This window comes from Streptomyces sp. 7R007 (genome assembly GCF_054850255.1).
The window spans coordinates 630,167-655,114 of sequence record NZ_JBTWMV010000001.1; the positions used below are offsets into that span (position 1 = coordinate 630,167).

The window sequence follows — 24,948 nt, forward strand, 5'->3', positions numbered from 1 at the left end:
GAACAGGATGACGTATCACCTTCCCGCGGGTAAGGCCCTCGGTGGCCCCTACGTCGTGGACATCACGCCCGAGAAGGCCGGCTGGGGCTACTCCAGCCTGCGTGTGCTGGAGCTGCCGCCCGGCGGCACCCACACCTTCGACACCGGCGACAGCGAGTGGATCGTGCTCCCGCTCAGCGGCGGCTGCACGGTCTCGGCCGCCGACGACTTCGGCCACGACACCTTCGACCTCACCGGCCGCGACAGCGTGTTCAGCGCCGTCAGCGACTTCGCCTACGTGCCCCGGGACGCCCGGGCGACCGTCACGAGCACCGGCGGCGGACGGTTCGCGCTCACCGGCGCGCGCTGCACCCGCCGGCTGCCCGCCCGCCACGGGCCCGCCTCCGCGGTCCCGGTCGAGCTGCGCGGCACCGGCAACAGCAGCCGCCAGGTCAACAACTTCGGCGCGGCCGGCGTCTTCGAGTGCGACAAGCTCATCGCCGTCGAGGTCATCACCCCGGGCGGCAACTGGTCGTCGTTCCCGCCGCACAAGCACGACGAGCACCGCCCCGGCGAGGAGTCCGTCCTCGAGGAGATCTACTACTTCGAGTTCGCCGGCCACGACGGCACCCCGGGCCTCGGCTACCAGCGCGTCTCGCCCTCCGGGCACGGCCGCGGCACCGACGTGCTGGCCGAGGTGCGCGACGGGGACGTGGTGCTGATCCCCGACGGCTGGCACGGGCCGTCCATGGCCGTGCCCGGCCACCACATGTACTACCTCAACGTCATGGCGGGCCCCGAGCCCGAGCGGGCCTGGCTGATCTGCGACCACCCCGACCACGCCTGGATCCGCTCCACCTGGGCCGAGCAGCCCGTCGATCCCCGCCTCCCCCTCTACACGGCACCGGAGAAGTCCTGATGAACACGCCCACCCGCCGACTGACCGTCGCCCAGGCCCTGGTGCGCTTCCTGTCCGCCCAGTACACCGAGCGCGACGGCGTGCGCCACCGGCTGATCGCCGGCACCTGGGGCATCTTCGGCCACGGCAACGTGGCCGGCGTCGGCCAGGCCCTGCTGGAGGCGGGCGAGGACCTGATGCCGTACCACCAGGGCCGCAACGAGCAGGCGATGGTGCACGCGGCCGTCGGCCACGCCCGCCACCTCAACCGGCTGTCCGCGCAGGCCGTGACGACGTCCATCGGCCCGGGCGCCACCAACCTGGTCACCGGCGCCGCCCTGGCCACCATCAACCGCCTGCCGGTCCTGCTGCTGCCCGGCGACTACTTCGCCTCGCACGCCCCCGACCCGCTGCTGCAGCAGCTGGAGCACCCGACCGAGGCGGACGTGTCGGTCAACGACACCCTGCGCCCGGTGTCGCGGTACTTCGACCGCGTCACCCGCCCCGAGGCCCTGATCCCCTCCGCCCTGAACGCCATGCGGGTGCTCGCCGACCCGGCCGAGACCGGCGCGGTCACCCTCGCCCTCCCCCAGGACGTGCAGGCCGAGGCGCACGACTGGCCGGAGGAGTTCTTCGCCGAGCGCGTGTGGCACGTACGGCGCCCCCTGCCCGACCCCCACGAGCTGGCGGAGGCGGTCGCGGCGATCCGGGCCGCCGAGCGCCCGCTGATCGTCGCGGGCGGCGGCGTCCACCACAGCCAGGCCGAGGAGGCGCTGAAGACGCTCGTGGAGGCCACCGGCATCCCCGTGGCCTCCACGCAGGCGGGCAAGGGCTCCCTGCGCCACGACCACCCCGCCGACCTCGGCGGCATCGGCCACACCGGTACCGCGGTCAGCGACGACCTCGCGCGCACCGCCGACCTGGTGATCGGCGTCGGCACCCGGTACACCGACTTCACCACCGCCTCCGGCACCCTCTTCCAGCGTCCCGGCGTGCGGTTCGTCAACCTCAACATCGCCGCGTTCGACGCCCACAAGCTGGCCGCGCGGACGGTGGTCTGCGACGCGCGGGCGGGGCTCACGGCGCTGGCGGAGGCGCTGGCGGGCCACCGGGTGAGCCCGGCGTACGAGGCGGAGTACCGGGCGGGCAAGGAGCGCTGGGAGCGGGTCGTCGACGCCGCCTACACCGCCGCCGACGAGAACGCCGTACCGACCCAGACGCAGGTGCTCGGCGCCCTGGACGCGGTCGTCGGCGACGACGACGTGGTGATCAACGCGGCCGGCTCGCTCCCGGGCGACCTGCACAAGCTGTGGCGGGCCCGCAGCCCGCGCCAGTACCACCTGGAGTACGGCTACTCCTGCATGGGCTACGAGATCCCGGCCGCGATCGGCGTGCAGCAGGCGACGCCCGACACCCCGGTGTGGGCACTGGTCGGCGACGGCACCTACCTGATGATGCCGACCGAGATCGTCACGGCGGTCCAGGAGGGGCTGCCGGTCAACCTGCTGCTGATCCAGAACCACGGCTACGCCTCCATCGGCGGCCTGTCCGAGACGGTCGGCGCCGAGCGCTTCGGCACCGCCTACCGCTACCGGGTCTGGGGGTCCCCCCGGACGAAGTCTGGGGGAGGCAGCTTCACCGGCGCCCCGCTCCCGGTCGACCTCGCGGCCAACGCCGGCAGCCTCGGCATGGACGTCCTGCGCGCCAAGACCGTGCGCGAGCTGCGCGAGGCGCTCGCCGCGGCCCGCGCCTCCGACCGGCCGACGTGCGTGTACGTCGAGACCGACACCACCACCGCGACCGCTCCCCCGGCCGAGGCGTGGTGGGACGTGCCGGTCGCCGAGACCGCCGCCCGCGAGGCCGCCGTACGGGCCCGGGCGGAGTACGACCGCCAGGCCGCCGACCGCCGCCGCCACCTGTGAACTCCCGTACCACGAAAGGCCCTTGCCCGATGAAGACCATCACCCACTGGATCGGCGGCAAGCCCGTCGAGACCGCCTCCGGCCGCTACGGCGCCGTCTACGACCCGGCGACCGGCGCGCAGGAGAAGCAGGTCGGCTTCGCCACCGTCGACGAGGTGGACGCCGCGGTCGCCGCCGCCAGGGCCGCGTTCGAGACCTGGGGCAGCTCCTCGCTGGCCCGGCGCACGGCGATCCTGTTCAAGTACCGCGAGCTGCTGGACGCCCACCGCGACGAGCTCGCCCGGCTGATCACCGCCGAGCACGGCAAGGTGCACTCCGACGCGCTCGGCGAGGTCGCACGCGGCATGGAGATCGTGGAGCTGGCCTGCGGGATCAGCGCGCATCTGAAGGGCGAGCTGTCGACGCAGGTCTCCACCCGCGTCGACGTGGCGTCGATCCGCCAGCCGCTGGGCGTGGTCGCGGGCATCACGCCGTTCAACTTCCCGGCCATGGTGCCGATGTGGATGTTCCCGCTCGCCATCGCGTGCGGCAACACCTTCGTGCTCAAGCCCAGCGAGAAGGACCCGTCGGCGTCGTACCGCCTGGCCGAGCTCGCCGCCGAAGCGGGCCTGCCCGACGGGGTGCTGAACGTCGTGCAGGGCGACAAGGTGGCCGTGGACCGGCTGCTGGAGCACCCGGACGTCGAGGCGGTGTCGTTCGTCGGCTCGACGCCGATCGCGAAGTACATCCAGCTCAAGGCGGTCGAGCACGGCAAGCGCGTGCAGGCCCTCGGCGGCGCCAAGAACCACATGCTGGTCCTGCCCGACGCCGACCTCGACTTCGCCGCCGACCAGGCGATCAACGCGGCCTACGGCTCGGCGGGCGAGCGCTGCATGGCCGTGTCGGTCGTGGTCGCGGTCGGCGACACCGGCGACGAACTGGTCGCGAAGATCGCCGAGCGGGCGCGGAACCTGAGGATCGGCCCGGGCGACGACCCCGCCTCGGAGATGGGCCCGCTGATCACGCGCGAGCACCGCGACAAGGTGGCCTCCTATGTGACGAGCGCCGCCGAGCAGGGCGCGGAGGTCGTGGTGGACGGCACGGGCCACACGGTCGAGGGCCACGAGAACGGCTTCTTCCTCGGCGTCTCCCTGCTCGACAAGGTGCCGCTGACGGCGGACGCCTACCGGGACGAGATCTTCGGCCCCGTGCTGGCGGTGGTGCGCACGCAGTCGTACGACGAGGCGATCAAGCTGATCAACGACTCCCGCTGGGGCAACGGCACCGCGGTCTTCACCCGGGACGGCGGCGCGGCCCGGCGCTTCCAGCTGGAGGTCAAGGCGGGCATGGTCGGCGTGAACGTGCCGATCCCGGTGCCCGTCGGCTACCACTCCTTCGGCGGCTGGAAGGACTCCCTCTTCGGCGACCTGCACGTCTACGGCAACGACGGCATCGCCTTCTACACCCAGGGCAAGGTGATCACCACACGCTGGCCGGACCCGGCCGACGCGGGCATCAACCTCGGTTTCCCCAGCCACTCCTGACCCCCTGAGGGAGGTGTACGTCCATGGCGAAGACCCGTGCCTCGGCCCGCGCCGGACACGCCCCGGCGCTCGACTCCCTGGACTTCGCCCTGGACCGGGGCAGTCCGGTGCCGCTGTACTACCAGCTCGCGCAGCAGCTGGAGGCCGCCATCGAACACGGCGCCCTCGCCCCGGGCAACCTCCTGGGCAACGAGATCGACCTCTCCACGCGTCTCGGCCTGTCCCGGCCCACCGTCCGCCAGGCCATCCAGTCCCTGGTCGACAAGGGGCTGCTGGTGCGCCGCCGCGGGGTGGGCACACAGGTGGTGCACAGCCAGGTCAAGCGCCCGCTGGAGCTCTCCAGTCTCTACGACGACCTGGAGGCCGCCGGGCAGGGACCGACCACGCGGGTGCTGCGCAACGAGCGCGAGCCGGCCGCCGCCGACGTGGCGGCCGCGCTCGGTCTCGCGGAGGGCAGCGAGGTCGTCGTCCTGGAGCGGCTGCGCTCGGCGTTCGGCCAGCCGGTGGCCTTCCTGTGCAACTACCTGCCCGCCACCCTGCTCGACCTCGACACGGGGCGGCTGGAGTCGACCGGCCTGTACCGGATGATGCGGGCGGCCGGCGTCACCCTGCACAGCGCCCGCCAGTCCATCGGCGCCCGCTCCGCCACCGCCGAGGAGGCGGCCCGCCTCGACGAGAAGGAGGGCGCGGCCCTGCTGACCATGCAGCGCACGGCGTACGACGACACCGGCCGCCCGGTCGAGTACGGCACGCACGTCTACCGCGCCTCGCGGTACGCGTTCGACTTCCAGCTGCTGGTACGGCCGTGAGCCCTTGACGCGGGCGAACCCCTGGGCGCACATTCGTACATATACGTCGTAAACGTACGATGTCGCCCAGGGAGCCGGGTCGATGAGCGCACCCTCCACAGTCCTGGTCACCGGTGGGGCCGGCTTCATCGGCAGTCACACCTGCGCCGAACTGCTCGACCACGGCTACGAACTGATCGTGGTCGACGACTACTCCAACAGCTCCCCGCAGGTCTCCGCCTGGGTGCAGCGGGTCGCCGGCCGCTTCGTCGGCGCCGTCTACGAACTGGACATCCGCGACCGGCAGGCGCTGTCGTCGGTCTTCGCCCGGCACCCCGTCGACGCGGTGCTGCACTTCGCGGCGCTCAAGCACGCCGACGACTCGGTCCGCAGCCCCGTCGAGTACTACGACACCAACGTGGGCGGCACCACCGCCCTGCTGCGCACCATGCACGACCACGGGGTACACCAACTGGTGTTCTCCTCCGCCGGCGCGGTCTACGGCGACGCCGGTCCCGGGCCGCTGGACGAGTCGGTCCCGGCCCGCCCCGGCACCCCGTACGCGCTCTCCAAGTGGCTCTGCGAGCGCATCCTCGCCGACGTGTGCCGGCGCCGGCCCGAGTACACCGTGGTGTGCCTGCGCTGCTTCAACCCCGTGGGCGCCCACCCCAGCGGACTGCTCGGCGAGGACCCGCGCGGGACACCGGGCAACCTGATGCCGTACGTCGCCCAGGTCGCCGTCGGCCGGCGCCGGCTGCTGCGCGTGTTCGGCGGCGACTACCCCACCCCCGACGGCACCGCGATCCGCGACTACGTGCACGTCATGGACACCGTCGAGGCGCACCGCCTGGCGCTGGACCACCTCGCCGACGCGCCGGGGCTGCACGTGTACAACCTGGGCGGCGGGCGGGGCCGTTCGGTGCTCGACGTGGTCGCCGCGTTCTCCCGGGTCTGCGGCCGGCCGGTCCCGTACGAGATCGTCCCGCGCCGGCCGGGCGGGGCGGCCGCACGCGTCGCCGACGCGAGCGCGGTGGCGCGTGACTGGGGCTGGCGGCCCCGCCGCGACCTGGACGCCATGTGCCGGGACGCCTGGTGGTTCCAGCGGCTGCACCCACGCGGCTACGCGGCCGCCGCCGCGCGTGCGCCGAGGTAGCCGGGAGGGCCGTATGGGACGAGATGCGGCACGGCCGGCGTCGTGCCTACGATCGGCTCCATCGCCGCCCCGGAGTCCTTGGCAACGAACAGGGAGGCGCTTGCCGTGCTGACCCGCCCGCGGCCGCCCATCCACCGGCTGATGACCGCCTACCTCACGCTGGTCGCGAGCGCCGCGGCGCTCTACATGGGCGTGCCCGCCCTGCGCACACCGCTGTGGGCGCTGATCGGACTGGGCGGGGCCGCGGCGGTCGTCACCGGCGTCCGGCTGCACCGGCCCGCGCACCGCTGGCCCTGGCTGGTGCTCGCCGCCGGGCTGCTGGCGTTCTGCGCCGGCGACACCTACTACAACGTGCAGGAGCAGTACTTCCAGGCGTCCAACCCGTTCCCGTCGCCGGCGGACGCCTGCTACCTCGCCGTGTACCCGCTGTTCGCCGCCGGCCTCGCCGGGCTGGTGCGCTACCGCTGGGAGGGCCGCGACCTGCCCAGCCTGCTGGACGCGCTGATCATCACCGCCGGGCTGGCCCTGCCGGTCTGGGTGTACCTGGTGCAGCCGCTGACCACCCTTGAGGGCCTGACCTGGCAGCAGCGCGCCATCAGCATCGCCTACCCCCTCGGCGACGTCCTGGTCCTGGCGATGCTGGCCCGTCTGCTGTCCCCCGCCGCCGGCTCCGCGCCCAACCGCGCGGTACGGCTGCTGGTGCTGGGCACCGTGACACTGCTGGGTTTCGACATCGCCTACGGCGTGCTGCAGCTCAACGGCACCTGGCAGTCCGGCACCCTGCTGGACTCCGGCTGGATCGTGTTCTACACCGCCTGGGGGCTCGCCGCGCTCCACCCGTCCATGGCCGAGCTGACCGAGCCGCAGCCCCAACCGCCCGCCCCGGCACCGGCGGCCGGCCGGCGGCTGGTGCTGCTCGCCCTGGCCACGCTGATCGCCCCGGCCATCCTGCTGGTGGAGGAGCGCGCCGGCAGCGTGCACGACGCGACCGTCCTCGCCGCCTTCTCCACCGCGCTGTTCCTGCTGGTCATCCTGCGGCTGGCGGTCATGGTCGCGGCCCACCGCAAGGCCGTGGCCCGGGAACAGGCGCTGCGCGCGGCCACCGTCTCCCTGGTGGGGGCGCTGGGGGTGCAGGAGATCGCCGGGTCCTGCGAGAGCGCGGTGACCGCACTGCTCGGCTCCGACGTCCCGCACCGCACCGTGCTGCTGCCGGCCGACCGGGCCCAGGAGGTGTACGGCTCCCTGACCGGCGACGGCACCGAGGGCGGCGCCCACCACCGCTCGGTGCTGGTGCCGGTGCCCCGGCTCGACCCCGGACTCGCCGCCGGCCTCGGCACCGGCCCGGCCGTCCTGGTCTGCCCCATGGCACAGCCCGGCCGCCCGGCCGACCGGAACCTGCCCGGCCTGCTGCTGGCCACCGGCCCCGAACGCCAGCTCACCGAGATGCGCGGCTCCCTGGAGATCCTCGCCTCGCACGCGGGGCTGGCCGCCGAACGCATCGCGCTGCGCGCGAAGATCACCCGGCAGGAGAGCGAGGCCTACTTCCGCACCCTGGTGCGCAACGCCTCGGACGTCATCCTCATCGTCAACGACGACCTGACCGTCCGCTACGCCAGCCCGTCCGCGACGGCCGTCTTCGGCAGCGCCGCGCGCCCCGGCACCGCGCTGCCCGACCTGGTCGACCCGCGCGACCGGGCACGCGTCGAGGGCGCCCTGGCGGCCCTGGACGCCGAGGGACGCCAGGAGGCGCACGACCACTGGTGGGTGGCGCGCGAGGACGACCGGATCGAGGTGGAGGTGCGCTGCCGCGACCTCCGCCACGACGAGACCGTCGGCGGGCTCGTGGTCACCCTCAGGGACGTGACCGAACAGCGCCGGCTGGAGCACGAGCTGACCCAGCGGGCCTTCCACGACCCGCTCACCGGCCTGCCCAACCGCACCCTGCTGCTGGAGCGCACCGGACGCGCCCTGCTGCGCGGCCGGCGCGAGTCGACGCTGACCTGCCTGCTCTTCGTCGATCTCGACGACTTCAAGATCGTCAACGACACGCTCGGCCACTCGGTCGGCGACCGGTTGCTGCGCGCGGTGGGCGAGCGGCTGGCGGAGACCCTGCGCCGCACCGACACGGCGGCGCGGCTGGGCGGCGACGAGTTCGCGGTCCTGATGGAGGACGCCCGGCAGCCGCTGGACGCGGAGCTGCTGGCCGCGCAGGTGATCCAGGCGCTGAGCAGGCCCTTCCAGCTGCCCGAGGGACTCGTCGGCGTCTCGGCCAGCGTGGGCGTGGCCACGGCGCTGGACAGCGACGACGCCGAGGACCTGCTCGCCCTCGCCGACCTCGCCCTGTACGCCGCGAAGTCCTCGGGCAAGCGCCGGTGGCGGCGCTACCGGCCGCAGCTGCGGATGCGGATGGCGGAGCGGCACGATCTTCAGGCACGGCTGGACGAGGCCATCGCCCGTGAGGAGTTCGCGCTGCGCTACCAGCCGGTGGTGGACATCGGCGCGGGCGACGTGGTCGGCTTCGAGGCCCTGGCCCGCTGGCCGCACGCGCGGCAGGGGCTGGTGCCGCCGGGCCGGTTCATCCCGCTCGCCGAGGAGACCGGCCGCATCGGCTCGCTGGGCTCCTGGGTGCTGCGCAACGCCGCCGCGGACATCGCCCGGCTCCAGCAGCGGGTGCGGACCTCGGCGCCGCCGTACGTGAGCGTGAACGTCTCCGGGCGGCAGTGGCAGGACGCGGGGTTCCTGGACGACGTCGGGCGGGCGCTGGAGACTCCCGGTCTGCATCCGGGGTCGCTGCAACTGGAGATGACCGAGTCGGTGCTGATGCGCCGGGACGACCGGCTCGACCAGGTCATCGGCGGACTGAAGTCCCTCGGCGTGCGCATCGCCGTGGACGACTTCGGCACCGGGTTCTCCTCACTGCGCTATCTGCGGGAGTTCCCCGTCGACGTCCTGAAGATCGACAAGACGTACATCGACGGCATGCCGCACAGCGCCCGGCAGACCGCCCTGGTCGAGGGCATCGTGCGCCTCGCCGACACGCTGGGACTCCAGGTGATCGCCGAGGGCGTCGAACACGAGGCACAACGGGACCTGCTGACGGCGATGGGATGCCGCTTCGGCCAGGGCTACCTGTTCGCCCGACCGATGACGGCCCAGGAGACCGAACAGGTGCTGCGCCGGGGGCGACGCCGGACGGGGCGGAGAGAGGCAAGGCGGAGGGGGACGGAACAGACGGGGCGAAGGGGAGCGGAACAGGCGGGGCCGACGGGAGGCGGGGGCCGGGGGGTGAGGGCGGACCGGGCCGGTAGGGCGGACCGGGCCGGTAGGGCGGACGGGGCCGACCGGATGGACGAGGCAGACCAGGCGGGCCGGCCGGGCCGGGCGGATGGGGCGAGGCTGGGCGGGCAGGCCGCTGCCGGGACGGAGGCAGGGCCGGGCCTGGCGGGTGGCAGGAAGCGGCCGGCGGAGCCTGACGGGGCGGAAACGGACGAGGCCCGGACGACGTCAGAACCGGACCCGACGGGTGGCAGGAAGCGACCAGCGGAGCCTGACGGGGCGGAAACGGACGAGGCCCGGACGACGTCAGAACCGGACCCGACGGGTGGCGGGGAGCCGTCGGCGAACCCTGACGGGGCGGATACGAGCAGGGTCCGGACGACGGCGGGGCCCGGTTTGGCGGGTGGCGGGGAGCCGTCGGCGAACACCGGCGGGGCGGATACGGACAGGGCACCGACAAAAGGCGCGCCGAACACGGCGGGCCGCGGAAAGTCGCCAGCGAACCCCGGCGGGGCGGATACGAGCAGGGTCCGGACGACGGCGGGGCCCGGTTTGGCGGGTGGCGGGGAGCCGTCGGCGAACCCCGGCGGGGCGGATACGGACAGGGCACCGACAAAAGGCGTGCCGAGCACGGCGGGTGGCGGAGAGTCGCCGGCAAGTCCTGACGGGGCGGATACGGACAGGGCTCCGATGACGGGCGTGCCGAGTGCGGCGGGTGGCGGGGAGCCGTCGGTGAGGCCCGGTGGGGCGGATGCGGGCAGGGTTCAGACGACGGCGGGGCTGGTGCGGGGCGGTGGCGTGGGGCGGTCGGTTGCCGTGCGGGCCGCCGGGCGGGGGCGTGACGCGCGGTGGGCCGATCTGGAGCGGCTGCGCGCGGGCAATCCCATGAGCGACGCGGTGCTGGACGAGGTGCGCGGGCGGCACATCCGCTGCGGGGACCGCTGGCTGGTCGACTTCGCGTCCTGCAACTACCTGGGCTTCGACTGGGAGCCGGAGATCATGGCCGCCGTCGGGCCCGCCGTCCACACCTGGGGCACCCATCCCAGCTGGTCGCGGCTGCTCGGCAGCCCCCGCCTGTACCCGGAGATCGAGGAGCGGCTGACCGCGCTGCTGGCCGCGCCGGACACCCTGCTGCTGCCCACCCTCACCCTCATCCACCACGCGGTGATTCCGGTACTGGCCGCGGGCGGGCACGTCTTCGTGGAGGCCACCGCCCACCGCACCGTCTACGAGGGCTGCGTGGCGGCCCGCGGCGAGGGCGCCACCCTGCACCGCTTCCACGCCGACCGCCCCGAGCAGCTGGCGGAGCTGCTGCGCAAGGCGCCGTCGGGCAGTGGCCCCCGCCTGGTCTGCCTGGACGGCGTCGACAGCATGCACGGCACGATCCCCGACCTGCCGGCCCTGGCCGCCGTGTGCCGGCGGTGGGGGGCGACTCTGTACGTCGACGACGCGCACGGCTTCGGCGTGATCGGCGAACGCTCGCCCCGGGAGCCGTGCCCGTATGGCACGCGCGGCAACGGGGTCGTACGGCACACCGGGGAGAGCTACGACGGCATCGTGCTGGCCGCGGGCTTCTCCAAGGCGTACTCGTCCCTGCTGGCCTTCCTGGCCCTGCCCACAAGCCTGAAGAACCACCTGAAGGTCGCAGCGGGTCCCTACCTGTACTCCGGCCCCTCCCCCACCGCCTCCCTGGCCACGGCGCTGGCCGGCCTGGAGGTCAACGACCGCCGCGGCGACGCGATCCGCGCCGACCTGTACCGCAAGACCGTACGGGTCCTCGACCACATCCGCGCCCTGGGCCTGGCCGCGCCGGGCGGCTGCCGGACCCCGATCGTGGAGATCCCGCTCGTGCACGCGGCGGACCTGGACGCGGTCGCCGGCTTCCTGTGGGACCGCGGCATCTACGTCACGCTGGCCGCCTACCCGCTGGTGCCGCGCGACCGGGTCGGCTTCCGCGTCCAGGTCACCGCACGCAACTCCGACGCCGACATCGACCGGCTCTGCGAGGTCCTCGACGCCCTCGACGAGCGCTTCGCGCTGCGCCACGCGGACTGAGGCGAGCGCCGTGCCGATCCGCAACGACGACGTCGACTGGGACAGCTGGCCGGTGCGGGACTACCTCGCCGAGAACTACCGCGAGCTGCACCCGGCCGACGCCGCCGTCATCGCCCACCACTGCGCCTACTACCGCACCCTCGCACCGGGCTCGGTGACCCGTTCCGTGGAGTTCGGCGCGGGCCCCAACCTGTATCCGCTGATGCTGGCGTCCCCGGTCAGCCGCCGCATCGACGCGGTCGACACGAGTACCGCCAACGTCGCTTACCTGCGGCGCCAGTTGACGCAGGGCCCGGACGCTTGCTGGCAGCCCTTCCACCGCCTCGCCCGGAGCCTGGACCCCCGGCTGCCGGCGACCGCGCGGGCGGCCCTGTCCGGCGTACGGGTCGTGCACGCGGACGTGCGCGCCCTGCCGCCCGCCCGCTACGGCCTGGCGTCCATGCACTTCGTGGCCGAGGGCGCCGGCGAGGACTTCGCGGAGTTCACCGCCTTCTGCCGGCTCTTCGCCCGCTGCGCGACGCCGGGCGGACACCTGGTGGCGGCGTTCATGGAGAACATGCCGACGTACCGCATCGGCACCTCCTCCGGATGGCCGGGCTGCCCGGTCGACCCGGACGCGGTGCGAAGGGTGTTCGCACCCCTGACCGAGGAGCTGACGGTGACCCGCATCGACACCGATCCGTCGCTGCCGGACTACGGGGACTCGGGGATGGTGCTGCTGACGGCGCGCGCCCGTAGCGGCCCCGGCGGTGACTGAGGGTCACGGTCCTGGCCCGGTGCCGCCTTCGCCGGGGCTGGGCGATCCGATGCCGGGCCGGCCCGGTGCCCGCAGGGTCCATCCCGCCGCCGACCAGGCGGCCGGGTCGAGGGCGTTGCGCGCGTCGACCAGGGCCGGGGTGCGGACCGTCCGAGCGAGGCTTTCGGGGTCGAGCTCCCGGTACTGGGGCCATTCGGTGAGGTGGAGGACGACGTCGGCCTGTTCGCAGGCCTTCGTCACGTCGAGCGCGTACTGGAGCTCCGGGCACACGGCACGGGCGTTGTCGATCGCCTCGGGGTCGTGCACCCGCACCTGGGCGCCGCGGTGCCGGACCGCCTCGGCGACGGCGAGGGCCGGGGAGTCGCGGACGTCGTCGCTGCCGGGCTTGAAGGCCGCTCCCAGCACGGCGACCCTGCGGCCGGGGAACGATCCGCCGGCCAGGCGGCGGGCGAGGTGGAGGGTGCGCCGACGCTGACGTGTGTTGATCTCGTCGACCTGCCGCAGCAGCAGCGCCGAGCGGCTCAGGCCGAGTTCCTCGACACGGGCGGCGAAGAGCCGCACGTCCTTGGGCAGGCAGCTGCCGCCGAAGCCGAGCCCGGGGCTCAGATGACCGCTTCCGATGCGGGGGTCGAGTCCCATGGCATGGGCGAGGGTCATGGCGTCGGCGCCGGTGGCGTCGCAGATCTCGGCCATGGCGTTGATGAACGAGATCTTGGTGGCGAGGAAGGAGTTGGCGGCCAGTTTGACCAGTTCGGCGGTGGCCGGGTCGGTGCGGAGGAACGGGGTGCCGGCATCGAGGAGGCTCTGGTAGAGCGACCGCAACCGCTCTTCGGCGTACGGCGAGCGCGTGCCCACGACGATGCGGTCCGGGTGCATGCTGTCCCGCACGGCGCACCCTTCGCGCAGGAACTCCGGGTTCCAGGCGACCTCGGCGAGCGGGCGCAGCCGCTCGGCGATGCGGTCCGCGGTGCCGACGGGGACCGTGGACTTGCCGACCACGACCGTCCGGCGGCGCGACGTGCGGCGCAGGTGCCGGGCCAGGGTGTCGACCGCGGCCTCGACGTGCCGCAGGTCGGCGGCGCCGGAGCCGGGGTGCAGCGGGGTGCCGGCGCACACGAAGTGGGTGTCGCCGAACCGCGCGGCATCGGCGGCGGAGGTGGAAAAGCGCAGCCGGCCGCCGTCCACGGCGCCGGCCAGGAGTGCGGCCAGCCCGGGTTCGTGGAAGGGGGCCCTGCCCTCCGAGAGGGTGGCGACCCGCTCGGCGTCGATGTCCACGCCGAGGACCTCGTGCCCGAGTTGGGCCATGCAGGCGGCGTGCACCGTGCCGACGTATCCGGTGCCGATGACGGTCAGACGCATGTCGGTCTCCCTGGTCGACTGAGGTCAGGTGCCCGGACCGGGTGCCGGTCGGGGCAGGCCCAGCAGGTCGCGGTAGCAGGCGTCGATGGTCTTGCACATGGCCTGCGGGGCGAAGGCGGTGCGCACCCGCCGACGGCCCTGCTGCCCCATCAGCTCCGCCTGGTCGGGGTGGTCGAGCAGCCAGCCGACGGCACGCGCCGCGGCCTGGGGATCGGAGGGGGCGACGAGCAGCCCGGTGGCACCGTGTTCCACGAGGTCCGGCACGCCGTTGACGGCCGTCGCGACGACGGGCCGCGCGCTGGCCAGGGCCTCGGTGAGGGCGCGGCCCAGACCCTCGTACAGCGAAGTGATCACGAAGACGTCGAGGCCGGCGGCGAGCCGGGCGGCATCCGACCGGGGCCCGGTGAGGACCAGATCGACGTCCAGTCGTGCGGCGAGCCGCCGCACCTCGTCTTCCAGCGGTCCGTCACCGATCATGACGAACGCGGTGCCGGGGTGCGCGGCGCGGACCGCTGCCGCCATGCGGACGAAGTCGTCCGGTGCCTTCTGGCGGTCGAGTCGTCCCACGGTACCGACCAGGGCCGTGGCGCGGGGTACCGCGAGCACCCGGCGGGCGAGTGGGTCGAAGCGGTCGGGAATGTCGGCGAGTTCGACCGCGGACGGCACCACCCGGACGCGCCCGGGTGGGGCCAGCCGCTCTTCGACGGCCTGGCGGGCCACGCGGGGTGCGACGGCCAGGAAACGGTCGGCCAGGCGGCGCGTCGCCCGCTCCAGCAGCCGGTACAGCGTGCGCCGCGGGCGTGACATGTACGGATGGAAGCTGACGCCGTGGAAGGTGTGCACGACGACCGGGGTGTGGCACAGCCGGGCCGCGAGCCGTCCCAGGAAACCGCCCTTGGCCGAGTGAGTGTGCACGACGGTGAACCGCTCGCGTCGCACGAGCCGCACCAACCTCCACAGCACCAGGGCATCCCGTGGTGTCAGGGTGTGCCGGAATCCGGCGATCTCGACGGTGCGCACTCCGGCGGCGCGCGCGCGGCTCCACAGCTCGCCGCCCGGTACGCCGGCGATCCACACCTCGTACCGCTCGGGATCCATGCCCGTCGCCGACAGCAGGGTGTTGCCGCCGGCTCCCGCCTCGAAGCGGGTGATGACGTGCAGGACCTTCAGGCGTGGCAGGGCCGGGGCCTTGGGGAGCAGGTCCGGCGGCGCGACCCGGGGAGGAGGGGCGGGCCAGCCCTCGGACGTGTCCGCCGGGCGTTCGGGGAAGGGCGCGAGAACCGCGTTCCGCATCGTCGTCACCGCCTGAAAGCTGTATATTTACGACGTATACATACATCTTCTCTCTGCGGGTGAACCGGGTCAATCAGCAGAAGAGGGCCGGAAGCTTGGCGGGAGGAACGCCCATGGTGCTGGCCGACCTCACGGCGATCGAGCCGCTGCTCGTGTGTCCGCGTTGCCGTTCGGCGCTGGCGGCCGGCGCCGACGCTCTGCACTGCACGGCCGCCCGCTGCCCCTGCCACGCCACTCGTGCGTTCCCGGTGGCCGGACACCGCCCGGTCCTGGTCGATTTCGACGCCAGCGTCGTCGACCGGCGGGCGCTGCCCGCCCCGGACGGCCCCTGGGAAGCCCCCGGGCCACGCAGGACCGCCGGCGCGGACGGTCTGCCCACCCCACTGCGCCACCTGCTCAAACCGCGCAACCGCGTCGCCGCCCGCAACATCGAGCGGCTGCTGGGGGCGCTCGACGGCCCGGCGCCCCGGCTGCTGGTCGTCGGCGGGGCGACGGTCGGCAACGGTGCGGACGCGATCTACCGGGATCCCCGCGTCGAGGTGATCGGGTTCGACATCGTCACCAGTCCGGTCACCCAGTTCGTCGCCGACGCGCACCGGATCCCGTTGCGCACGGCCTGTGTGGACGCGGTACTGGTGCAGGCCGTGCTGGAACACGTCCTCGATCCGCCCCAGGTCGTCGCCGAGATCCACCGGGTTCTCCGGGACGGGGGCCTCGTGTACGCGGAGACCCCGTTCCTGCAACAGGTGCACGCCGGCGCCCATGACTTCACGCGCTACACCGCGAGCGGCCATCGCTACCTGTTCCGCTCCTTTGAGGAGATCGCAGCGGGGCCGGTCACCGGCCCGGGCACCCAGTTGCTGTGGAGCCTCGACCACCTGGTCCGCGGCCTGACCCGCTCCGCCCTCGCGGGCCGCGCCGCCCGCGGACTGCTGTGCTGGCTGCGCGCGCTGGACCGGCTCGTGCCGGAGCGCTACGCGACGGACGACGCGACGGCCTTCTACTTCCTGGGGCGCAAGAGCGGCCGCGAGATGACGGCCGCGCAGATCATCGCCTACTACGGCGGGGCGCAGAGAGCGGGCTGACGACGCCCTCGCGACTCACCGCCGTCCCCCGAGCGCCGGCTCCTCGCAAGGACGGCACGCGCCGCTCCGCCCTCTCGGCACGCACCATCGCGGCCAGTCCCGTGCGGATGTCCGTGGTCGGCCGGTAGCCGAACGCGCGCCGCGCCAGAGCGATGTCGGCCGCCGTGCGCCGGGCGTCGCCGGGCTGCGCGGGTTCTCGAAGCACCTGCACCGGAGCGCCCAACTCGCCCAGCACGGCGATGACCTGACGCATGCTCACTTCGCAGCCGCCGCCGATGTTGGCGACGCCCGTCCACGTGGACAGCGCCGCCGCGCGCATCGCCGCCACCACGTCCCCGACGTAGGTGAAGTCACGGCTCTGGCGGCCGTCGCCGTAGAGCGGGAAGGTGCGGTGCGCACATGCGGCGGCGGTCAGTCGCGCGAACGCCATGTCGGGCCGCTGCCCGGGGCCGTAGACGCTGAACAGCCGCAGGCATGCCGTGGGTACGCCGAAGACGGCCCGGTAGGTCTCGCACAGCTGCTCGGCGGCGAGCTTGCTGACGCCGTACGGGGAGACGGGCCGCGGACGCACCGTCTCCGGGGTCGGGTACGCCTCCGCGTCTCCGTAGACCGACGAACTGGAGGCGAAGACCAGTCGGGCGGGACGGGTGTTCCGGGCCGCCTCCAGGACACGCTGGGTGGCGAGGACGTTGCGTTCGAGGTAGACGGCGAACCCGGCTCCCCACGAGCCCCGGACCCCGGGCTGGCCTGCCAGGTGGTAGACGGCGTCCACGCCCGCGAAGAGCTGCTCCAGGCGCAGCTCCAGCAGGTCGCCGCGGTGGAAGGCGAACCGGTCCCGGCCGAGCAACCGGGCGAGGTTGCGCCGCTTGAGCGCCGGTTCGTAGTAGTCGGTGAGGGCGTCCACGCCGACGACCTCGTCACCGCAGGCGAGAAGACGGTCGCACAGGTGGGAGCCGATGAACCCGGCGGCTCCGGTCACCACGGCACGCATCAGGATGCGCCTCCTCGGTCCCACGGGGCGTACAGCACACGGCCGGCCGTGGCGACGACCAGCAGTACGGCACGCCACGCCGTGGGGCGGCGCAGGAACCGCGCGTCCAGGACGGTCCGCTCGGGGACGAGGACGTTCAGGTAGTACGCCTCCGGGTCGGGGCGGCCGTCCAGCCGAGCGGCGAACTCGCGCGAGCGCAGCTGGCAGGGCCCGGTCAGACCCGGACGGTGGGCGAACACCCAGCGGTGCTCCGGCGGGTACCGGCGGGCGAGAGACGGCACTTCGGGGCGAGGCCCGGCCAGGGTCATGTCGCCGCGCAGCACGTTCCACAGCTGTGGCAGTTCGTCCAGGTGCAGCAGGCGCAGCAGGCGTCCCGTGCTCGTCACCCTGGCGTCGCGGCCGGCCGTCAGTGCCGGACCGGTGGCGCCGTCGCGCATGCTGCGGAACTTGTAGAGGGTGAACTCACCGCCGCCCTGGGCGACCCTCGGCTGCCGGAAGAGCACCGGCGTGCCGCTGGTGACCAGGACCCACCCCGCCAGCAGCAACAGGAGCGGAGCCAGGAGTGCGAGCAGTGTCAGCGCGCAGAGGACGTCCAGGGTGCGGCGCGTCCGAGTGAGGCGAGCCGGCGCCGGGAAGGGCGGGGCCCGTCGGAGGGTGCGGTCGATGGTGCTCATCACTGGACCTCTGGGGTATGTGCCGCATGTCCGTGATACCGTAAATTTACGGTGTAAACATGTTGGCCCCGGAAGTCGCATCCGGTCAAGCGAGGTGGACCATGTTCGAGCCGTACTACTTCTCCCCCGACTCGCTCTCCTCCCTGGCCGAAACCCATCGGGAGACCTTCCGCACCGCCCGGCCCTTCCCGCACGTCGTCCTGGACGGTTTCCTGCCCGAGCAGGTCGTGGACGAGGTCGTCGCGGAGTTCCCCGAACCCGGCGAGGTGCCCTGGACGCGGTTCGACAAGGCGACGTCCAAGAAGCTGGCGAGCGAGGGGGACGCGCTCTTCGGTGAGTTCACCCGGCACCTGCTCGCCCAGTTCAACTCCGCCACCTTCCTCGGCTTCCTGGAGCGGCTCACCGGCATCGACGGCCTGGTACCCGACCCGTACTTCGAGGGCGGGGGCCTGCACCAGATCGAGCGCGGCGGGTTCCTGAAAGTGCACGCCGACTTCAACCGGCACGAGAAGCTCCGGCTGGACCGGCGGCTGAACGCCCTCCTCTACCTGAACCGGGACTGGCAGGACTCCTACGGCGGCGCACTCGAACTGTGGGACCGGCGCATGACCCATGCGGTGACCCGGCTCTTCCCACGGTTCAACCGGTTCGTCGTCTTCGCCACCACCGACTTCGCCTACCACGGTCATCCGGAGCCGCTGACCTGCCCGCCCGGGCGCACCAGGCGCTCGCTGGCCCTGTACTACTACACGAACGGCCGCCCCGCCGAGGAACGCGCGTCCGCCCACAGCACGCTCTACCGGATGCGGCCGGGAGAGCGCGGCGACCGCGCCCGCCGGGCCGTCGAGCGCGTGACGCCCCCGATCCTGCTGGATGCCGCCCGGCACGCCCGGCGACGGGTGCTGTCCTCCTAGCCGCGTGCACCGCCGCGGCGCAGCCAGCGCAGATAGCTGCGGTAGACGGCCAGGGTGGGTCGGAGGTCCGACCACCGGCCGCGCAGCGCCGCCGACGCGAGCCGGGCCGCGGGTTCGACGGACACGCTGAGGGCGACGAGCAGTGCCGCCCGGTGACCGCTCCAGTGCCGGAACGCGTAGCGGCTACGGCTGCACAGCAGCAAGTAGTGCCGCCAGGGGCCGAGTTGGGAGGAGCTGACGTGCTCGGCGTGATGCACCCGCGCCTGCCGCACGTGGTACGAGGGCCAGCCGGCCCGGCGGGCCCGCAGCGCGAAGTCGACCTCCTCCAGATACAGGAAGTACCGCTCGTCGAAGCCGTCCAGCGCGCTGAACACCCCGCGGCGCACCAGGTAGAACGCGCCGATGACCTGGTCCACCGGGCCCGCCCGGACCAGTTCCCCGGGCCGCAGATGATGCGGCGGGAACAGCGCGGGCGCCACCCGGTCGAGTCCGGTCATCTTGCCGACGTACACGCGCAGGGTCGGGAACCGCGAGCAGGAGATGAGCGGGCGGCCGTGCGCGTCCACCATGAGCGCGCCGAAGATGCCGAAGTCGTCGGCGGCCGGCGTGCGCAGGAACCGGCCGACGGCCAGCAGGGTGTCCGGGTACAGCTCGGTGTCCGGGTTGAGGAACAGCACGAAGTCGCTGTCACCGAGGGCCGCGCCCTGGTTGCAGGCGGCGGCGAAGCCGCGGTTGCGGTCGTTGCGCACCACGTCGAGGGGGATGCCGTCCGCGCCGAGTCCGCCCAGCGAGCCGTCGGTGGAGGCGTTGTCGACGACCACCACCCGTGCGACGCGCAGCAGCGACCTGTCGGCGGCGGCGATCGAGTGCAGACAGGCGCGCAGATGGTCCCCGGTGTTCCAGTTGACGATCACGACGTCGGCGGCCGTTGCCGTGCTCTGCGCCGGAGTCATCGCGTCACCGGTTCCAGCTCCAGGGCCGCCGTCCAGGCCGGCAGCCACGCGTCGTACGTGTAACGGCGGCCGACGGTCTCGCGGGCCAGCCGCCCGAGCCGTGCCCGCGTGCCGGCACCGGCGTCGAGCAGGTGGAGGAGCGCGCCGGTCCACTCGTCGCGGGTGCGCGCCGCGGGCCAGCCGAACGCGTCGAGCAGACCGGCGTTGACGCCGAGGGGGCTCGCCACGGCGGGCAGCCCGGCGGCGGCGTACTGCAGCAGCTTGTATCCGCACTTGCCGACGCTGTAGGCGGTCGCGGGCAACGGCATCAGCCCGACGTCCATCGCGGCCGGCGCCGTGCGCTGGCCGGCCGGGCTCCAGGCGACGCGGTCGACGAGGGGTTCGAGCGCCCCGAGGGTGCGGGAGGTCGTGCCGACGAGCGTCAGCCGCGCGCCCGTACGCCGGTGCACCTCGGTGAGCGCCTCGGCGATCAGCAGCAGAAACGGTTCGTTGTGCGGTGAGCCGATCCAGCCGAGTCGCGGGGGATCGTGCAGGGCGTACGAGGTCTTCGGGGCGTAGTCCTCCAGCGAGACGCAGCTCGGGATCACCACGACGTCCCGGTGGAGCCCGGAGGCCCAGTCGGCCAGGACCGCGTTGCCGGCGATGACGCGGTCCGCGTACCGCACCGCCACGCGCGCCTTGCCCGCCTTGGGAGCGAGACGCCGGTGGAGGCCGCCTTCCCCGGCGTCCCACTGCAGGGCGTCGTCGAAGTCGTAGACGGCGAACTGCGCGCTCGTCAGCAGTCTCCGCTCCCACCAGCCCCGGCTGAGGGGCGAGGCCTCGCGGTGCAGGAGGAGCCGCTGCGGGCGAGTGCGCACGACGGCGCCCAGCCGCAGTTCCGCCCCGGCCAGGGCAAGCGGGTGGCGCAGCAGCCGGGACGGGGAGGAGTCCGGCAGCGACAGATAGCCATTGACGGCGAAGTCGCCACCGACCCGGTCCAGCCATTCGTAGACCCGGACCCGGGAGCTGCCGGCTTCCCGGCCGTAGGGGGTGATCGCCCAGCGATCCGAGTGACGTTCCATGGCTCGGCGTCCCACTCGTGTGCGCCGTACGTTTACGACGTAAACCCATGCTGCTTCGCGCTCCGCGCCACGTCAAGCGCGGTCGACGCGTGCCGGGACGCCGTGCATCGCCAGGGCCCCGAGGGCGAGCCCGGCGAGCACCGGCACCCCGGCCAGCAGCAGCGGGAACACCCCGTGCCGGCCCAGCCGCAGGACCAGCAGGTCGCCCAGCGCGGCGACGGCCGCGGCCGGCAGCGTCGCCCACGGCCACCGCGCCGGCAGACGCGGCTCCCGCAGCCCGACGTCCCTGCGGCACAGCACGACGAAGTACAGGGAGCCCGCCGCGAGTCCGACGGCGGTGGCCGTCACGACGCCCATCACACCGAAGGCCAGCGCCAGCGGTACCGTCAGCACGAGGTTCACGGCGGTCGCGACCCAGGAGTAGCGCGTCTCGTACCCGGGTCGGCCGATGGCGCGGACGAAACAGGTGCGCATCCCGGTGAACGCCACCTGCACCGAGTACCCGGCGAGCAGAACGGCGGCGACAGCGCCGCTCAGGGACAGCCCGGGTCCGAGCCACACCTGGACCGCGAAGCCGACGGCGGCGGTCGTCACCACCCCGTATCCGAGCACCGCCGGCAGCCAGCGGGCCTGCAGCAGGTGGTACTCCCTCACCGCGCCCTCCGGTCCGCCCCCGGCGTGGACGCGCGTCAGCCGGGTCAGGGTCGGCGGGAAGGCGTACAGCGGCAGGCTGCGCAGGGCCGTCGCGGCCTGGTAGCCGGCGGTGTAGACGCCGACGTAGCGCACCGGCAGCAGCGCCGCGATCACCAGTGCGTCGATCTCGCCGTTGAGGAAGAAGGTGACGGCGGACAGCTGCATACGGCCGGCGTAGCGGACGAATGCGTGTCGTTCGCGGCGGCTGGGCAGCAGGGGGCGCCGGACGCGCAGCCACCGGGCGCCGGCGGCGAGGCCACCGACCGCCACCAGCAGGTACCGGCCGACGGCCAGTACGGCGAGCAACGGCAGGTCGGGGCCCTGCCGGATCAGCGTGACCACGGCGGTCCCGTACACCAGGCAGGCCCCGGTGCTGACGGCCGCCAACCGCCGGAAGCCCGCGTTGGCCTGCAGCAGCGCGATGGCCGAGTTGGCGGACAGCGCCGCGGTCAGCAGGGGTCCGAGGGCCAGCAGCAGTCGCTCCGCCTCCGGCCGCAGGTGCTGCGGCACGTCCACGGCGGAGACGAGGGCGGGGCCGAGCAGCAGGCACAGGCCGGTCACCGCGGCTCCCAGGGCCAGGAACACCACGAGCGACGCGATGACGAGACGGCCCGCGCCCTCCCGGTCACCACGGGCGGCGTGGACGGCGTGGAAGCGGCCCAGCGAGGCGCCGATGCCGCCGTCCAGCACGGTCAGCGTGGCCAGCAGCACCAGGACCAGCGACCACACCCCGAACCGGTCCAGGCCCAGATGCCGGATCAGGTACGGGGTGAGCACCAGGTTGGTCAGCAGGGGCGCCGCCTGCGCCACCGCGCTGGGCCCGGTGCCGCGGAACAGCCTCCGCGCCCCGCCGTTGTGCGCGGCCCCGTTCCCGTCGGCCCCGGCTGCGGGCACCCGGCTCAGGCGGTCGCGCCGCATCCGCGGTCAACTCCCCCGCTCGGGCGCCTCGTTGCGCTCCTCGCAGGCGCGCACCACGGCCGCCGCAAGACCGACGGAGAGGTAGAACAGCACCCGCAGCGTCGTGCCCTCGAAGCTGGACTCCACGGCGAAGACGATCAGTTGCACCGTCACCGCGAAGCCCACGGCACGGCCCATGGGGCCGGCCCGCTCGCGCGAGAAGAAGAAGACCGCGGTTCCCACGAGGGCGAGCACGACGACGAGCCCGAGCAGCAGCCCGAAGCCCAGGACCTGCTGGACGTAGGTGTTGTGGACGCGTCCCAGCGGAACGTCCGAGCCGGGCGCGACGCCCCCGCCGTATCCCAGCACGGGCCGTCGTTCGATCCAGTGGACGGCCTCGGCGACGTAGTCGACGCGCAGGGTGGAGTTGGCCGAGCTGAATCGGGTGAGGAAGGAGTCGCGCGTGGCCCGGTTGAAGAGGTACAGCAGCGCCACGCCCACGGACACCACGGCGGCGGCGGACACCGCCTTGCCCAGCACCCGGTTGCTGATGCGCCGCCGGCGCAGGAGGTGCCCGAGGGCCGCCAGCAGCCCCGCGACGAGCAGTGCCAGCGCCACACCGCGCGAGAGGGTGAAGGCCACGGCCACGAGCGCGGCGTAGCCGGCCCTGGTGTACCGCGCGTCGGGCTTCACATGCCCCCAGACCAGGAGCACGGGCACGAAGAAGGCAAGGACCGTGCCGAGGTTGTTGGACGGCCCGAGCGCCGGATGCGACAACCGCGTGTAGTACGTCAGGTACCGGTCACTGTCCGGGGCGAGGCCCGACTCTTCGGGACCGAATCCCGGCACGTGCAGCAGCAGGAGGACCGCCGGGACGATCAGCAGGTACGTGTAGCGCCTGAGATACACCATGACCGCGTCCGGCGGGGCTCCGGCGAGTTCCCGCAGCACGAAGAGGTAGGCGACGACGCCCTCGGCGTAGACGAGCGCGCCGCGGGCCGTCTCCGCCCGGTTCTGGGACCAGATCACCGACAGTGCGCAGACGGCCGCGGGAACGCACAGCAACGCGAACAGCCGCAGATGCCCGACGTCCGGCGGCCGAAAGGCGCAGTCCAGCACCAGGGTCACGGCGACGGCGCCCAACAGGATGTCCAGGACCGACACCGACCTGATGAAGGAGTCGCCCGCCGGAAGTCGCACCGGCATGGCCGCGGCGAGCAGCACCAGGGTCAGCGCGACCCGGGGCCGGTGCCGCGCGGCCGTCTGCGCGCGAGCGGTCAGGACGGTCATCGGACCGCCTCACCGGAGACGGACATGCCGCTCGGCAGGTGCCCGTCGACCGCTCGGGCCGGGCGCGGGGCGGACGAGGGAGCCCAGGGCCGACGCGTCTCGCCCCCGCTGAGGACGGTGCCCACGACGGTGGCGCCCGCCGCTTCGAGGCAGCGCTCGGCCTCGGTGACCTCCTCGCCCCTGGTGCTCTTCGCCTCGACGACCAGGATGGTCCGGGGCAGCACGCGGGCGAGCACCACGGCGTCGGCCTCGGTCAGCACGGGAGGCGCCACGAAGAGCACCACGCCGTGCCGGTCCGCGAGCCGCTCGCACAACACGGCCAGCCGGTCGTGCCGCAAGGGGACTTCGTCGAGCTCCGGCCCGTTCGGCCGACCGGCGAGGGCCAGCAGCGGCAGTCCGGGGCGGACCGGCTCCAGTGCCTGGTCCAGGGCGACGCGGCCGGCCAGCACGTCCGTGAGGTTCCCGTCGGACACGAGCCCCAGGTCGGCGGCCAGCCGCCCATGCCGTACGTCCGCGTCGACGACGACGACACGGTCGCCGCCGCGGGCGAGGGTGACGGCCAGGGCCGCGGCGAGCCGGGCGGGAGCGTCACCGCCGGCTGGGGACGTCAGCGCGTACATCCGCGAGCTCGGGTCGGACGTGCCCGGACCGAGGTCCACCCCGAGCCGCCGGAAGGCCGCCCGTGCCCGCGGATGCCGTCCTTCCAGCAGGTCCGTGGGGCGGGTGTCCGCCACCGGGCGCGGCAGGACCGCGAGGAGGGGTGCCCCGGAGACCGCCCGCAGGTCGGCCTCGTCCCGGATCCGCGAGTCGGTGATCTCACGCAGCACCGCGGCGCCAAGGCCGAGGGCGAGCCCCAGCACCGCGCCGGACGTCACGTACAGGGTCCGGTTGGGCGAGACGATGCCCGGCACCGGTTCGGCGGGGTCCAGCACCGTGACCGTGACGTCACCGGGTTTCACCAGGTTCGCGAAGAGAGGCCCCACGGCGGCGGCGATGGTCCTCGCCCGCTGCTTCGAGTGGTCCTCCACGGTGACGGCGATGACGGACGTCCCGGCCGGGTTCACGGCGGAGATCTCGTGCCTGAGCCGGTCGGCGGTGTACGGCAGGTCCAGCTGCGCGATCAGCCCGCGGGCGACCGTGGAGCTGTTCAGCAGCCTCGTGTACGACTGTGCGGACTGCGTCGCGAGCAGCGAGCCCTGGTAGGCGTCGGTGGCGTTGCGGCCCGGGTTGGCGGACGCCACGACCAGCTGGGTCTTGGCCGCGTACACGGGAGGCTTCAGCCAGGCGATGGCGGCGCCGGCGGCCACACCGAGCAGGGTGAGCAGCAGGACGAGGGCCCGGTGCCGGCGCAGCAGTCTGAGATACGCCCTGACGTCCATGTCGTTCC

The 24,948-nt window shown here is 73.5% G+C and carries 18 protein-coding genes; 9 read left to right on the forward strand and 9 right to left on the reverse strand.

Going from position 1 to position 24,948, the window contains the following annotated elements:
* The first annotated feature begins 7 nt into the window (after positions 1-7).
* The 7 genes from iolB to ACYF6T_RS03060 all read left to right on the forward strand — a co-directional run bounded on the left by iolB (position 8) and on the right by ACYF6T_RS03060 (position 12,351).
* A complete protein-coding gene (gene iolB / locus ACYF6T_RS03030) occupies positions 8-898 on the forward strand; it encodes a 5-deoxy-glucuronate isomerase (protein ID WP_461693134.1) in 891 nt (296 codons plus the stop codon).
* Positions 898-2,799 carry a 3D-(3,5/4)-trihydroxycyclohexane-1,2-dione acylhydrolase (decyclizing) gene (iolD, locus tag ACYF6T_RS03035; protein WP_461693136.1) on the forward strand — a complete coding sequence of 634 codons (1,902 nt, stop codon included), beginning with the start codon at positions 898-900 and terminating at the stop codon, positions 2,797-2,799. The genes iolB and iolD overlap by 1 nt, the downstream gene beginning before the upstream one ends.
* 29 nt (positions 2,800-2,828) lie before the next feature.
* Positions 2,829-4,322 (forward strand): CoA-acylating methylmalonate-semialdehyde dehydrogenase, encoded by a 1,494-nt coding sequence (locus ACYF6T_RS03040; protein WP_461693138.1) that lies wholly within the window; start codon positions 2,829-2,831, stop codon positions 4,320-4,322.
* 23 nt (positions 4,323-4,345) lie between these two features.
* A complete protein-coding gene (locus ACYF6T_RS03045) occupies positions 4,346-5,131 on the forward strand; it encodes a GntR family transcriptional regulator (protein ID WP_461693139.1) in 786 nt (261 codons plus the stop codon).
* A gap of 82 nt (positions 5,132-5,213) precedes the next feature.
* A complete protein-coding gene (gene galE / locus ACYF6T_RS03050) occupies positions 5,214-6,263 on the forward strand; it encodes a UDP-glucose 4-epimerase GalE (RefSeq protein ID WP_461693140.1) in 1,050 nt (349 codons plus the stop codon).
* Between the two features lie 141 nt (positions 6,264-6,404).
* Entirely contained in the window at positions 6,405-11,594 is a 5,190-nt protein-coding gene (locus ACYF6T_RS03055) for an aminotransferase class I/II-fold pyridoxal phosphate-dependent enzyme (protein ID WP_461693244.1), read from the forward strand.
* A 10-nt stretch (positions 11,595-11,604) separates the two neighbouring features.
* On the forward strand, positions 11,605-12,351 hold the full coding sequence (locus tag ACYF6T_RS03060; RefSeq protein WP_461693141.1) for a class I SAM-dependent methyltransferase: 747 nt from the start codon (positions 11,605-11,607) through the stop codon (positions 12,349-12,351).
* Between the two features lie 3 nt (positions 12,352-12,354).
* Here the strand turns inward: ACYF6T_RS03060 and ACYF6T_RS03065 are convergent, their stop codons facing one another.
* On the reverse strand, positions 12,355-13,710 hold the full coding sequence (locus tag ACYF6T_RS03065) for a UDP-glucose dehydrogenase family protein (RefSeq protein WP_461693142.1): 1,356 nt from the start codon (positions 13,708-13,710) through the stop codon (positions 12,355-12,357).
* A gap of 24 nt (positions 13,711-13,734) precedes the next feature.
* On the reverse strand, positions 13,735-15,003 hold the full coding sequence (locus ACYF6T_RS03070; protein WP_461693245.1) for a glycosyltransferase: 1,269 nt from the start codon (positions 15,001-15,003) through the stop codon (positions 13,735-13,737).
* Positions 15,004-15,116: 113 nt separating this feature from the next.
* Between ACYF6T_RS03070 and ACYF6T_RS03075 the strand changes: the two genes are divergently transcribed.
* Complete coding sequence (locus ACYF6T_RS03075; RefSeq protein ID WP_461693143.1) at positions 15,117-16,088, forward strand: methyltransferase domain-containing protein; 972 nt, start codon at positions 15,117-15,119, stop codon at positions 16,086-16,088.
* Here the strand turns inward: ACYF6T_RS03075 and ACYF6T_RS03080 are convergent.
* A complete protein-coding gene (locus ACYF6T_RS03080) occupies positions 16,051-17,079 on the reverse strand; it encodes an NAD-dependent epimerase/dehydratase family protein (protein WP_461693144.1) in 1,029 nt (342 codons plus the stop codon). The genes ACYF6T_RS03075 and ACYF6T_RS03080 overlap by 38 nt on opposite strands.
* A complete protein-coding gene (locus tag ACYF6T_RS03085; RefSeq protein WP_461693145.1) occupies positions 17,079-17,753 on the reverse strand; it encodes a sugar transferase in 675 nt (224 codons plus the stop codon). The genes ACYF6T_RS03080 and ACYF6T_RS03085 overlap by 1 nt, the downstream gene beginning before the upstream one ends.
* Before the next feature lie 101 nt (positions 17,754-17,854).
* On the opposite strand from ACYF6T_RS03085, the gene ACYF6T_RS03090 reads away from it, so the two are divergent.
* Positions 17,855-18,667: a 2OG-Fe(II) oxygenase gene (locus ACYF6T_RS03090; RefSeq protein WP_461693147.1), complete on the forward strand. Its 813-nt coding sequence runs from the start codon at positions 17,855-17,857 to the stop codon at positions 18,665-18,667.
* Here ACYF6T_RS03090 and ACYF6T_RS03095 read toward each other — a convergent pair.
* The 5 genes from ACYF6T_RS03095 to ACYF6T_RS03115 all read right to left on the reverse strand — a co-directional run bounded on the left by ACYF6T_RS03095 (position 18,664) and on the right by ACYF6T_RS03115 (position 24,940).
* On the reverse strand, positions 18,664-19,620 hold the full coding sequence (locus ACYF6T_RS03095) for a glycosyltransferase family 2 protein (RefSeq protein ID WP_461693148.1): 957 nt from the start codon (positions 19,618-19,620) through the stop codon (positions 18,664-18,666). The genes ACYF6T_RS03090 and ACYF6T_RS03095 overlap by 4 nt on opposite strands.
* Positions 19,617-20,681, reverse strand: coding sequence for a glycosyltransferase (locus tag ACYF6T_RS03100; RefSeq protein ID WP_461693149.1), 1,065 nt, complete (start codon positions 20,679-20,681; stop codon positions 19,617-19,619). Before ACYF6T_RS03100 ends, ACYF6T_RS03095 begins: the two co-directional genes overlap by 4 nt.
* Positions 20,682-20,753: 72 nt before the next feature.
* Complete coding sequence (locus tag ACYF6T_RS03105; protein WP_461693150.1) at positions 20,754-22,292, reverse strand: lipopolysaccharide biosynthesis protein; 1,539 nt, start codon at positions 22,290-22,292, stop codon at positions 20,754-20,756.
* Positions 22,293-22,298: 6 nt separating this feature from the next.
* A complete protein-coding gene (locus tag ACYF6T_RS03110) occupies positions 22,299-23,561 on the reverse strand; it encodes an O-antigen ligase family protein (RefSeq protein WP_461693151.1) in 1,263 nt (420 codons plus the stop codon).
* Complete coding sequence (locus tag ACYF6T_RS03115; protein ID WP_461693152.1) at positions 23,558-24,940, reverse strand: Wzz/FepE/Etk N-terminal domain-containing protein; 1,383 nt, start codon at positions 24,938-24,940, stop codon at positions 23,558-23,560. Before ACYF6T_RS03115 ends, ACYF6T_RS03110 begins: the two co-directional genes overlap by 4 nt.
* Between the last annotated feature and the right edge of the window lie 8 nt (positions 24,941-24,948).